Source organism: Gordonia sp. PvP123, assembly GCF_040547295.1.
Taxonomy (GTDB): Bacteria; Actinomycetota; Actinomycetes; order Mycobacteriales; family Mycobacteriaceae; genus Gordonia; species Gordonia terrae.
This window is the reverse complement of record NZ_JBEPPN010000008.1, coordinates 222,765-235,455: the sequence shown is the minus strand read 5'-3', so window position 1 is coordinate 235,455 and position 12,691 is coordinate 222,765. Positions and strand designations below refer to the sequence as shown.

Here is a 12,691-nt window from a genome sequence, read left to right as displayed (position 1 = left end):
GGCGGCGCCCCGAGGTGGGACGGTCAGAACGGTAGACAGGTGCAGCGTCGAGAACTCATCGGCGACTCGACGATGGTGCGGATACGGTTTCGTCACGGGGCAGGACAAGCCTGGGGCCCTCGACGGGTCGCCGCGGATCAGGGAAAGCGGATGAGGCCGGGGACATCCGACGGCGCGGTCCACCCGTCCCGCGCGAAGTCGGCCCAGATCTGGCGCAGCCGGCTGCCGTCCGCTGCGGCCCGTTCGGCGTCGTGGCCGGCCAGGATCGGGGCGCCGGTCCAGATCTCCGGGGTCCCGAACAGCAGCGGGATGTCCACCGTGTGCCCTGAGCGCAGTGGGTGATCGGCTGCGCCCCAATCGATGACGTACTGGGCGGCCTTTCCACCGGCCCGTCGGTGACGCCGCGCGAAGCGATCGGCGGCCGACGTGTAGATGGCGCGGGTGAGTTGCTGGACGAGGCACTCGTACAACCGGGTGCCGACCACGGGGATCGCAGGCAGCGACGACACCCCACCGATCGCGGCGGTGAAGAACGCGGCCTCGCGGCTGTTCCACCCGATCAGGAGCTCGACGTCGCGGGCGCGCTGCTCCCACACCGCGTCCACCTCGCCCTCGGGCGGCAACGGATGGTGGCCGTACTGGGGACCGAAGGACATGAACGCGGGAAGGCCGTGCTGCAGCACCGCTTTGAGGCCCATCATCGATTCCTGGAGGGCCAGGACCTCGTCGACGGTCGCCGACTCCGACACCTGGTGCGACGCGGCGAACATGTCCGCATGCAGCCGCTCGCGCCGGCGGGTGATGCCGAGCGGTGCACTCTGCACGATGGCGCGGTGGAACAGACCCGACACACCGTCGGCCGCCATCAGCTGTGCGATCGCGTCTCCGCCCGCCGACTCGCCGAAGACGGTGACGGTGTCGGGATCGCCGCCGAACGATGCGATGTTGCGCTGAACCCAGCGCAGGGCCTCGATCATGTCGAGCAGGCCGAGATTCGCCGGGCGACTGACACCGTCCCCGAGGAATCCGAACAACCCCAGGCGGTAGGTCACCGATACGACGATGACCCGCTGCTCGGCCACCAGCGCCGCCGGATCGTGGCACGGCGCGTCCGCGGCGCCGATGATGTACGACCCACCGTGGATCCAGACCATCACCGGAAGCACCTCGTCGGGGCGACGGTCGGCGGGCGCGGTGACCGAGACATATTGCGCATGCTCGTCGCCGACCATCTCGCCGAGTGCGGCGTCGCCGAAGGTGCTGTGGACGATTCCCTCACCGTCGCGCTGGGGACAGGCCGGCGACCACGACGTCGCGTCGATCGGCTCGTCAGCGGGCGGCTGCGTCGACGGCGCTTCGAAGCGCGCCGCGTGCGCGTAGCGGATACCGGTGGCGCGCAGGACGTCTCCGTCCACACGAGCAATGATCGTCCCCGCGGGACACTCGACGGTCGGGCTGGTCAGCGGTAGGTCAGGCACGGTGGGACTCCTCGGTGCGGCGTGGGGTCGCCTCGACCTGGTAGCGGATGAGTCGAGAACTGTTGAGCACCACCGCAACCGACGACGCGTTGTGCAACACTGCGGCCAGTACCGGGGACAGTGCGCCGCCGGCACCGATCACCAGCCCCAGCGCGTTGACGGCGATCGACATCCCGTAGTTCTGGCGGATCACCTCCACCGTGTGCGTGCCCAGATCGCGGATGTCGAGCAACTTGCGCAGATCGTCACCGGCCAGTGCGACATCCGCGGTCTCGACCGCGACGTCCGTACCCGCCAGGCCCATGGCGATGCCGATGTCCGCAGCGGCCAGTGCGGGTGCGTCGTTGACGCCGTCACCCACCACGGCGACCACGTGACCGAGCGCCTGCAGTTCACGCACGACCGCGAGTTTGTCGTCGGGCGTGACCTCGGCGGCCCACCGCTCGATGCCGAGCTCTGCCGCGATGGTCGCGGCGGTGACCGGGTGATCGCCGGTGAGCATGGCGATCTCGGTGACTCCATCGGCGCGCAGCGCGTCGAGGACCTCGCGCGCCTCGGGACGCAGCTCGTCGGACAGGCTCACCAACCCGACCAGGGTGCCGTCGACGGCGAGCAGGAGCGGGGTCTCGCTCGCATGCCGCAGTCGATCCACCCAGTCGATGGCGGCATCGGAGATGGCGACGCCGTGCCGGTCGAGAAGCGACGGGTTGCCGAGCAGGAGCACGCGCCCGTCGTCAGCGCGGGTGCGCATGCCGAGTCCGACGATGACCTCGCACTCGGCGTGCGTCGGGATCTCGATCCGACGCTCCTCCGTGGAGCGGATGACCGCTTCGGCAAGCGGATGACGCGAATGGATCTCGGAGCTGGCGGCATACGCGAGGATCTGTTCGGGCTGCCAGGCGTCGGAGAAGGACACCACGTTCGTCACGACCGGACGGCCGACGGTCAGCGTGCCCGTCTTGTCGAAGACGACCGCCGAGATCCGCCCCGAGATCTCCAGGTGCGATCCGCCCTTGATCAGGATGCCGCGGCGGGCACCGTTCCCGATGGCCCCGCTGATGGCGGTCGGGGTGGACAGTCCCACGGCACACGGGCACGCGATGAGCAGCATCGTCATCGCTCGACGGAGATCGCGCGTCGCCAGCAGGGTCAGCGCCGACAACGCGAACGACGCGGGTACGAAGCGTCGGGAGAAGTTCTCCCCGACCGTCTGGATGGGAGCGCGGTCGCGCTGTGCTTCCTCGACCCGGCTGATGATGCGACCGATCGACGTGTCGTCCCCGACGGCGTCGGCCTCGATCACGACGCGGCCGGTGAGCACCACCGAGCCCGCCTGTACGCGATCACCGACGTGCTTGGTCACCGGAAGGTTCTCGCCGGTGAGCGCCGATTGGTCGACGACCGCCTCGCCGTCGACGACCACGCCGTCGACCGCGACGGCGACCTGCTCGTGCACGATCACCGCATCGCCGACGTGAAGGGCGTCGATGGCCACCTGCACCTCGGTGCCGTCGGCGAGGCGCACCCACGCGATGTCCTGGGTGCCGCGAAGCAGGTCGGTGATGGCGCGGCGGGTGCGGCGCAAGGTGAGGTCCTGGAGGAATTCGCCGATGTTGAGCAGCCACAGCACTGTGAGCGCGACCACGTTCTCACGAAGCAGCAGGCTCGCGATCGTGGCCGCCGAGACCAACGCATCGGTACCGGCCCGGCCCCCGCGCAGTGACCGAAGCGCACCCCGGAGGAACGGGTAACCAGAGAAGATCGTGACACCGGTGGCGACGGTGCGGGATGCCGGACCGAGCAGCGGCGGACGCCGGAAACCGTAGCGACGAAACCCGAGCAGGACCAGTGCCCCGGCGCCGATGCCCATCCGCAACAGGTCGGCGTTGGTGACGTCAGCCGAATGCGGCGCGCGATCGGGCACATTGGCGAAGTCTGCGTGCGTGGCCGCCGCGATCGCGTGATCGATGGCTTCCGGGTCGGTGTCGGCTCGGAACCACACGACGACCGAGGCCGTCCGCGGATAGGCGTGCACGGCCCGCACGCCCGCCACCCGGGCGACACTCTCCTCGACGGCCACGGCACGACGGTCCGCCGCGGCCCGATCGGGAATCCGCAGCCACGGGACCGTCATGCGGACCCGTCCCGCCGCCGACGACTCGACGAGGATGTCGATCGGTGGCAACTCCGGCGAGTACGTCGGCGCAGACGTGCTCACGACTCAGTGATCGTGATCGTGGTCGTGCGCGACCGCTGTTCCCGGCGGGGTCGACTCCTCGCCCAGGCGTTCCTTCGCCTCGGCGACGATGTCGGCGGTGTTGAGCCGCATCGACTCGGCGACCTCTTCGGCCTTACGGGTTCCGCGGATACCCCACGTGGTGGCGACGACCGCGCCTTCACGCAGCGGAGCGCGCCGGGCGACGCTGCGGACGGCGTCGTAGGCAACGGCGCCGACGAATCCCGTCGCGACCGTCGCGCCGGCCTTGGCGAGCAATGCATGAAGGGCCATGTGGAGTCCTCGCTATCCGATGTGCAGCGCACGTGGTTACCGGACACCACGCTACATGCGTGCACCGACGCTCGCCTGCATGAAGGAAATGGTTGCAAGACATGCACATTCACTTATCGATACGTGAGCTAAGCCCGGTTCGAGAGCCGGCCGCCAATTCGATGTGCACGCCCGACCGCCGCGTGCGCCCGTTGCTGCCGATGCCGCCATCGGCCGCGCAGTTGATTCTCGCACCTGCCGTGACCATCTCAGTGAGTATCGGAACGGAGCAAAAGACTCCGCAACCATCCGTCCGTTCCGGTGCGGACTCCGACCGCGTTCGAACGATCACCACTACTCTTGCCCTCATGACCAAGCGAACCGAACCGGACGCCGAGATCGACATCAAGCCCCGTAGTCGCGACGTCACGGACGGCTTGGAGAAGACCGCTGCCCGCGGCATGCTCCGCGCGGTGGGGATGGGCGACGACGACTGGGTGAAACCGCAGATCGGGGTGGGGTCGTCGTGGAACGAGATCACGCCGTGCAATCTGTCGCTCGACCGGCTGGCCAAGGCTGTGAAGGACGGCGTGCACGAAGGTGGCGGATATCCGCTCGAATTCGGCACCATCTCGGTCTCCGACGGCATCTCGATGGGGCACGAGGGCATGCACTTCTCGCTGGTCTCCCGCGAGGTGATCGCCGACAGCGTGGAAACCGTGATGAGCGCCGAGCGGCTCGACGGCTCGGTCCTGCTCGCCGGATGCGACAAGTCGTTGCCCGGCATGCTCATGGCAGCCGCTCGCCTCGATCTCGCGTCGGTCTTCCTCTACGCCGGGTCGACACTGCCCGGTTATGCGACGTTGTCCGACGGCAAGGAGCGTCAGGTCACGATCATCGACGCGTTCGAGGCCGTGGGCGCGTGCTCGCGCGGACTGATGAGCCGCGAGGACGTGGACACCATCGAACGCGCCATCTGTCCGGGTGAGGGCGCGTGCGGCGGCATGTACACCGCCAACACGATGGCCAGCGCCGCCGAGGCGCTCGGGATGTCCATCCCCGGCAGCGCCGCTCCCCCGGCCCCCGACAAGCGCCGCGACCAGTTCGCGCGTCAGAGCGGGATCGCCGTCGTCGAGATGCTGCGTCGCGGTATCACCGCGCGCGACATCATGACCCGCGAGGCCTTCGAGAACGCCATCGCCGTCGTGATGGCGTTCGGCGGATCGACGAACGCGGTGCTGCATCTTCTCGCCATCGCCAGCGAAGCCGAGGTCGAACTGTCGCTCGACGACTTCATCAGCGTGGGCAGCCGCGTTCCGCACCTCGCCGACGTCAAGCCCTTCGGTCGGCACGTGATGACCGATGTCGACCGCATCGGCGGTGTGCCGGTGGTGATGAAGGCGCTCCTCGACGCGGGGCTGCTGCACGGCGACTGTCTGACGGTGACCGGTTCGACGGTCGCGGAGAACCTGGCGCACATCGCACCGCCGGATCCGGACGGCCAGGTCTTGCGGGCCACGAAGTCCCCCATCCATCCCACCGGCGGCATCACCATCCTCAAGGGATCACTGGCCCCCGAAGGTGCGGTGGTGAAGTCGGCCGGCTTCGACTCGGACGTATTCGAGGGCACGGCACGGGTTTTCGATCGCGAACGCGCCGCGATGGATGCACTGGAAGACGGCACGATCACCGCGGGCGACGTCGTCGTCATCCGGTACGAAGGCCCCAAGGGCGGTCCGGGCATGCGCGAGATGCTCGCGATCACCGGCGCGATCAAGGGCGCGGGCCTGGGCAAGGACGTGCTGCTGATGACCGACGGGCGATTCTCGGGCGGCACCACCGGCCTGTGCGTCGGACACGTCGCGCCGGAAGCCGTCGACGGCGGCCCGATCGCGCTGGTCCGCGATGGCGACCGGATCCGACTCGACGTCGGCCGCGGCCTTCTCGACCTTTTGGTCGATGACGCCGAACTCGCATCACGCGCAGAGGATTTCACTCCCCTGCCGCCGCGCTACACGCGCGGCGTGTTGGCGAAGTACTCGAAGCTCGTCACCTCGGCATCGCAGGGGGCGGTCTGCCGCTGACCGCGGCGTCGATCGCTGTCGGCTCGCCGGTCCGAACCCGGGTAACCCTCGGACAGGTCTGAGCCGGCACCGCGTGTTTGTGTGGTGGCCCCACGGGTATGGCTCGACGTACACCAGTTGCTCCAGAAGTGCGGCCTCTGTTGATCCGCGTCCACACGAACTCGAGGAGTAATCCGTGTACCTATACACTCAGCAACTGATCAACGAGATCGCCGTCGACGAGCCCGATCCGGCCGCCGCCAACGCCTTGCAGGAGGGGCTGGGCGGGCAGTTCGGCGAGATGCGCACGATGATGCAGTATCTGTTCCAGTCCATGAACTTCCGCGGTGATCCGGCGTCCAAGCCGTACCGGGATCTGCTTCAGGGGGTGGGAACCGAAGAGATCAGCCACGTCGAACTCATCGGCACCACCATCTCCCGCCTGCTCGACGGATCGCCGGAGTACAGCGGCAAGAAGACCGATCCGGTCGACAAGCCGGGCGCCAAGGGAGCCACTCCCCTCAAGATCGCCTTGGACACCAGCAACATCCACCATTACCTCGTCGGTGCACAGGGTGCGCTGCCGGTCGACGCCGCCGGAAATCCGTGGTCGGGGTCGTATGTGTACAACAGCGGGAACCTCGTTCTCGACCTGCTCTACAACCTGATGCTCGAATCCACCGGGCGACTGCAGAAATGTCGGATCTACGAGATGACCGACAACAAGACAGCTCGTTCCACGATCGCCTATCTGATCGTCCGGGATCAGGCGCACGAGAACGCCTTCGCGAAGGCACTGGAGAGCCTCGGGGTCAACTGGGGATCGATCCTGCCCATCCCGAAGACCAACGCCGAGCGGTTCCCCGAGGTCAAGAAGCTCGTCGACCAGGGGCTGCAGAGTGTCCAGTACACCTTCAGTGCCGACGACCAGAGCGACGCGGCGAAGCTGTACCGCGGCGCGTCCCCCAGCAATGACGGAACCGAACTGAGCACCGCGATCATGCCCGAGGGATTCCCCATGACCATCGCCCCCGAACGACGCGAAGAGTTCGCGCCCGGACTGGACAAAGATCTCCTGGCGCTGATCCAAGCGACCGCTGAGGTCGAGATCGCGGCCGCCGACGACCCCAAGAAGTAACCATGTCAGGTTGCGATTTGTCCCGGTTTCCGGGACAAATCGCAACGGGATCCCGGGTGACCGCCGACGGATGCTCCTAGAGTCTCACCATGGCCAAAGACCGAGGCGCCCCCAAGCCGGTATCCGGCACCCGTTCCCCATTGTCGAAGGTGTCGCTGCCGCAGTGGATAGCGCTCGGCCTGACAATCCTCGCGGTGGTCTTCATCATTCAGAACCGGACCACCGTGCGCATCGAGCTGTTCTGGGTGAGCGTCGAGTCGCCCCTCTGGTTCATCCTGGCCGTGGTCTTCGTCGTGGGCTGGATCGTCGGAGTGCTTGCCGCCCGCGGCCGATATCGTCAGCGCCGAACACACTGAGCGGACCGCCGTCCTTCCGAGGTACTCGTGTCTACGACGACGACCGGCCGGCCGGCAATGCCTTCCGCGGGGTGAGGTGGCCGAGGAGCCAGTCGTAGATCGCGTCGCTGTTCAACAAGGTGAAATGGTGTGCGCCGCCGATGTGGAAGCCCTCCTGGAACTTCAGCCCACGACGGGCTCGCGTGTGCTGGCCGCGGCCGCTCGGCGCGAGTACCAGACCGTCACCGAGCAGGCGGCCCAACGGATTGTCGGGGTCGCGGGTGATCGTCGCCGTGACGAAAAGATGCCGAGCGCCGTCGAGCAGCGGGACGTCGGCCCCCGGCGGTTGCGACCACGCGTCCGGGTCGTGACCCACCCAGTCGTCGTCGGTCAGGCTGCCGTGGAACAGATCTCGCACGCCCGCGCTGCGTCGTCGCAGGAGTGAGCCGATCGGACGCGTGACCGGCGTCCGGCGCAGTGCGTTCGTCGCGAGATGGACACCGCGGGCCAGTGGCGCGCCGAGATGCGGGGTGCCCAGGCACACGGTCTCCGACACCAGGCCCGTCCAGTAATCACCGCGCTGATCGGCTGTGTGACAAGCACTTCGGACGACGAGCCCACCCATCGAGTGGCCGATGAGGGTCAACCGCGTCACCGGGGTCGGCCAGAGCAGCACGAGGGCGTCGAGCAGATCGGCGAGGGCACGACCGTTCTCGCTGATATGACGCCCGGTGTTGTAGCGGACCTGGACCTCGGTGGCGCCGAGGTCGCCGGTCAGTCGCTCACCGTACGTCGGTTGGTCACCGAGTGCCCATGCGAACTCGGACTCCATGAGTCCGTGCAGGAATACGACGACGTGCCCACCCGCATCAGGGAAACCGTCGTAGAGCGACTCTGCGTCGAGTGCCACCGGGCGACCGCCGACGCGGATCGACATGTCGGTGGTCAGGGGTGAGCCCGCGGTCTCCAGCTCGTCGCCGATGAGTCCGTTGAGGATGCCGAGCAGCACTGCACCGCGGTGGGTCTGCGACGGTGCGCGACCCTCAGACCACGGCGCGTATTCGGCCGCCGACCGACCGGCGTCGAGCGCCGCGGCGATCGAGTTGTAGGCGCCCTCGCTGATGGCGTCGTGCACCATGCGCGCCGAGTCGACCGAGCTTCCCAACACCGGCCGGAGCATCCGGAAGACACCACCGGCGATGACGCGGTGCATGGATCCGACTCCGCGCGCCGCGGCGCCGGCTTCGTAGAGCCCGAGGTCGGTGAGCGCCCGCAGCTCGGCCTCACGCGTGGTCGTGGCGGTCATGCCCCGAGTGTACAGATGTGCACTGAATTCGTGGTGCGATCGCAGCGCACCCCTCCAGCCGGCGCTGCCCGATCAGGTTGCGGGTTTCGCCCGGCTATCGGACCCACACCGCAACTCCGATCTCAGGCTGTACGGCGTCGGGCCCGGAACACCACGTCGTGCGTGTGGTGACCGCCTCCTGCCGCCCGCCCACGCTCCCGCGTCTCATCGGTCACGACCTCCCAGTCCTCTCCGAGCAGATCCACGAAGTCGCCGGGCTGCACGTAGGCGTCTGGGTCGAAGCCGTGCGCCCGCACGCCCTCGGGGGCGTGCGCGACCACCAGCAGGGACCCGCCGGGTCCGACGGCCTCGACCAATCGGCGTGCGGCGTCGATGTTCTCCTTCGGGATCGGGAAGTAGTGCGCCGTCACGAGACCGACGTCGGCGGCGGGCACGTCATCGGCGATCACGTCGGCACGCAGCCAGGTGATGGACGGTCGCGGGTCGATCTCGCGGGCCCGGTCGACCGCGACCTGCGAGATGTCCAGGGCCGTGACCTGCCATCCACGGTCGGCCAGCCACCGGGCGTCGGCGCCCTCGCCCGACCCGACGTCGAGTGCGGTGCTCGGGTCGAGGTCGGACACCTCGGCGACGAGTGCGGGGTTGACGTCGGACGTCCAGAGCCGATCCGCGCCGCGGTAGCGCGCATCCCAACCCTCGGCAGATCCCGGATCGTGGGGCTTCGCGGGCTGGGTCATGGTGTCGGGGCTGCTGTCGTCGGTGGCCATGCCCTCGACTGTGGCATGCGAGATCGCGGGTCGCCAGAACGGTTGCCGATGCGGCAAGAATCGACCCGGGGTCCGGGTCGACCCGGGTCTCCCGTCACGTCCGTCGACGAACCTGCCGACAGCGGGCAGACTGGTCGACATGGCCTTCCCCATTCGCATCGGTGTCCAACTCCAGCCCCAGCACGCACCCGAGTACTCGCTGATCCGTGACGCGGTCCGCCGCGCCGAGGACACGGGTGTCGACGTCGCGTTCAACTGGGATCACTTCTATCCGCTGTACGGCGCCCCGGAGGGCGAACACTTCGAGTGTTGGACGATGCTCGGCGCGTGGGCCGAGCAGACCTCCCGCGTGGAGATCGGCGCGCTCGTGACCTGCAACTCCTACCGCAATCCGGAATTGCTCGCCGACATGGCCCGCACGGTCGACCACATCAGTGGCGGCCGCCTGATCCTGGGCGTCGGAGCCGGCTGGTTCGAGAAGGACTACGACGAGTACGGATACGACTTCGGCACCGTCGGGTCCCGTCTGAACGATTTCGGCGCGGCGCTGCCGAGGATCAAATCGCGTCTGGCCAAGCTCAATCCGGCTCCCACCCGCGACATCCCGATCCTGATCGGCGGCAGCGGCGAGAAGAAGACCCTGCGCTACATCGCCGAGCACGGCGACGTCTGGCACGGTTTCAACGACGTCGAGCAGTACCGGCACAAGGCCAAGGTGCTGGCCGACCACTGCGCCGCCGTGGGGCGCGACCCCGAGACCATCGAACGGTCCTCGGGTGTCCAGTTCGACGGGGACACCGACGCCCTCCTGCGCGACGCGGACGCGCTCGCCGACGAGGGCGTCACCTTGCTGACCGTCGGCGTCACCGGCCCCGACTACGACCTCACCGCACTCGAGGCGCTCTGCCGCTGGCGCGACTCGCGGAACTGACCCGCGTAGCGTGCGGCGTCGACGACACCGCACGTCCGCACGGCTAGGTTTGTGATCATGCATCGAGTGCCGGCACTTCGGGAACTGCTGACACGCGTGGCCTCGGCGGCCGCGCTGGTGGGATTGCTGGGCTTGATCGTGGCCCTGGCATCACCCGGCGCGGCGTCGGCCGAACCGCCGACCCGGCTGCCCACCTACGTCGTCGACTCCGCCGACGCGATCACACCGGAACAGCGCACCGAGCTCGAGGCGGCGATCGACGCGCTCTACAACGACCACGCGGTCCAGATGTGGATCGTGTATGTCCGCGACTTCGACGGCCTCACCAGCGAACAGTGGGCCGATCAGACCGCCGTCGCCAGTGAGTTGGGTGATCACGACGCCCTGCTCGCCGTCGCGACCGAGGACCGGGCGTACCGGTTGTTCGCCCCCGACAGCGTCGGCGGCCTGGATCAGTCCACGCTCGAAGAGGTGGCCAACGACGACGTCGTCCCGCAGCTGCGCGACGGCAACTGGGCGGGTGCCGGGCTCGCGGCGGTCAACGGGCTGTCCGGAGCGCTCGAGCCGAGCCACACCGGCGTGATCGCGGCCGGGGTCGTCGGCGGGGTGATCGTGCTCGGCGGCGGCGGCGCCTACCTCTACTCACGACGACGGAGGCAACGTCGGATCTCCGAAAGCGTCGAGACCCTGCGTGAGCAGGAACTGACCGTGGACCAGTTGGCCGCCCAGCCCGTCGAGGTGCTCGACCCGTGGTCACGCGAAGTGCTCACCGACCTGGACAACGCGATCCGGACCAGCAAGGAAGAGCTACAGCTTGCGGTGGGCGAGTTCGGGGAGGTCGAGACCGCGCCGTTCACGGACACCGTACGACGGGCCGAGGAGGCTCTGGCACGGGCGTTCGCATTGCGGCAACGGCTCGACGACAACGTCCCCGAGACCGACGACGAGCGCCGCTCGATCCTGGTGCAGATCATCACCACGAGCACCGAGATCGACGGCGTGCTCGACGATCAGGTCGAGAACTTCGACGCGATGCGCAATCTGCTCATCAACGCGGACTCGAGGTTCGATTCGATCACCCAGCAGTTGATCGGCCTCCGCGCCCGGCTGGAATCGGCGTCCCAGCAGCTCACCGACCTCATCGGCAAGCACGGCGAAGCCACCCTGACCTCCGTTCTCGACAATGTCGATCTCGCCCGGTCCCAGATCGACTTCGCCGAGGCCACCGCGGACCAGGGCCGCGCCGCGATCGCCGCGCCGGTGGGTCAGCAGGGCCCGGCGGTTGCCGCGATCCGATCGGCGGAGGGTTCGATCGAGCAGGCGACCGTGCTCCTCGACGCCATCGACCACGCGGATGCAAACATCGCCGCCGCCCGCTCCCGGATGCCTGCGCTCATCGCCGAGGTCGAGGAGGAGCTCGCCGAGGCGGACGCCCTGGCGGAGGCCGGTGGACCGTCACTGGTGAGCGCGATCAAGACCGCGCGCACGGCGGTTGCCGGCGCGCGCGGCAACTTCGACGCCGACCCCCTGGGCACCTTCACCGCGCTGGTCGACGCCGACGCCGACCTCGACGACGCGCTCGCGGCCGCTCGCGATGCCGCTGCCGAACGCATCCGCCGCGCGCAGGTCCTCACGGCCGCACTCGAGTCGGCCGGCGCGAAGGTGACCGCGGCCGCGGATTTCATCGGCACCCGCCGCGGTGCCATCCAGTCCACCGCTCGCACCCGGCTCGCCGAAGCGCAACGCCTCCTCCAGTCCGCCACGGACCTTGCTGCCACCGATCCACCCGCGGCGACGGAGACGGCGCGTCGTGCCGGTTCGCTCGCCGATCAGTCCTTGATGGCCGCCCAGGGTGACGTGGTCAGCTGGCAACAGTCGCAGCAGCGGCACCCGACCGGCGCGTCCACCGCCGGCGCGGTCCTCGGCGGCATCCTCGTCGACAGTTTCCTGCGCGGCACGATCGGCGGTCGCGGAGGGGGATTCGGCGGCGGCTTCGGCGGCGGCTTCGGGGGAGGCGGCTTCGGCAGCGGTGGCCGCAGTCCGGGATCGTTCGGCGGCTCCGGGTCCTCGGGCCGGATCGGCACCGGCGGTCGCTTCTGAATCGCCGGCGCCGGGAGCGAAGCGAGCGGGCCGAATCAGAACACCGGCGCCGGGAGCGCAGCGAGCGGGCCGAATCAAAAGCCGC

General features: G+C 68.6%; 10 protein-coding genes. 5 read left to right on the top strand and 5 right to left on the bottom strand.

What is annotated here, in order from left to right; all coding sequences use genetic code 11:
* Window positions 1-137: 137 nt before the first annotated feature.
* The 3 genes from ABIC25_RS17730 to ABIC25_RS17720 all read right to left on the bottom strand — a co-directional run bounded on the left by ABIC25_RS17730 (window position 138) and on the right by ABIC25_RS17720 (window position 3,987).
* Complete coding sequence (locus tag ABIC25_RS17730) at window positions 138-1,478, bottom strand: carboxylesterase family protein (RefSeq protein WP_354562482.1); 1,341 nt, start codon at window positions 1,476-1,478, stop codon at window positions 138-140.
* On the bottom strand, window positions 1,471-3,612 hold the full coding sequence (locus tag ABIC25_RS17725; protein ID WP_354562568.1) for a heavy metal translocating P-type ATPase: 2,142 nt from the start codon (window positions 3,610-3,612) through the stop codon (window positions 1,471-1,473). Before ABIC25_RS17725 ends, ABIC25_RS17730 begins: the two co-directional genes overlap by 8 nt.
* Window positions 3,613-3,699: 87 nt before the next feature.
* Window positions 3,700-3,987, bottom strand: coding sequence for a DUF1490 family protein (locus tag ABIC25_RS17720; protein ID WP_004021099.1), 288 nt, complete (start codon window positions 3,985-3,987; stop codon window positions 3,700-3,702).
* A gap of 347 nt (window positions 3,988-4,334) precedes the next feature.
* Between ABIC25_RS17720 and ilvD the strand changes: the two genes are divergently transcribed.
* From ilvD to ABIC25_RS17705, 3 genes are all read left to right on the top strand, one after another.
* Window positions 4,335-6,050 carry a dihydroxy-acid dehydratase gene (gene ilvD, locus ABIC25_RS17715; RefSeq protein WP_239402991.1) on the top strand — a complete coding sequence of 572 codons (1,716 nt, stop codon included), beginning with the start codon at window positions 4,335-4,337 and terminating at the stop codon, window positions 6,048-6,050.
* A gap of 175 nt (window positions 6,051-6,225) precedes the next feature.
* Window positions 6,226-7,167: a manganese catalase family protein gene (locus tag ABIC25_RS17710; RefSeq protein WP_354562481.1), complete on the top strand. Its 942-nt coding sequence runs from the start codon at window positions 6,226-6,228 to the stop codon at window positions 7,165-7,167.
* Window positions 7,168-7,256: 89 nt separating this feature from the next.
* Window positions 7,257-7,523 (top strand): lipopolysaccharide assembly protein LapA domain-containing protein, encoded by a 267-nt coding sequence (locus tag ABIC25_RS17705; protein WP_354562479.1) that lies wholly within the window; start codon window positions 7,257-7,259, stop codon window positions 7,521-7,523.
* 31 nt (window positions 7,524-7,554) lie between these two features.
* Here the strand turns inward: ABIC25_RS17705 and ABIC25_RS17700 are convergent, their stop codons facing one another.
* Window positions 7,555-8,808, bottom strand: a complete 1,254-nt coding sequence (locus ABIC25_RS17700) for an esterase/lipase family protein (protein ID WP_354562478.1) — start codon at window positions 8,806-8,808, stop codon at window positions 7,555-7,557.
* A gap of 122 nt (window positions 8,809-8,930) precedes the next feature.
* On the bottom strand, window positions 8,931-9,575 hold the full coding sequence (locus tag ABIC25_RS17695) for a class I SAM-dependent methyltransferase (protein ID WP_354562477.1): 645 nt from the start codon (window positions 9,573-9,575) through the stop codon (window positions 8,931-8,933).
* Window positions 9,576-9,714: 139 nt separating this feature from the next.
* Here ABIC25_RS17695 and ABIC25_RS17690 point away from each other — a divergent pair, with 139 nt between their 5' ends.
* On the top strand, window positions 9,715-10,506 hold the full coding sequence (locus tag ABIC25_RS17690) for an LLM class F420-dependent oxidoreductase (RefSeq protein WP_101820508.1): 792 nt from the start codon (window positions 9,715-9,717) through the stop codon (window positions 10,504-10,506).
* A gap of 57 nt (window positions 10,507-10,563) precedes the next feature.
* Window positions 10,564-12,606, top strand: a complete 2,043-nt coding sequence (locus ABIC25_RS17685; RefSeq protein ID WP_354562475.1) for a TPM domain-containing protein — start codon at window positions 10,564-10,566, stop codon at window positions 12,604-12,606.
* Window positions 12,607-12,691: the final 85 nt, after the last annotated feature.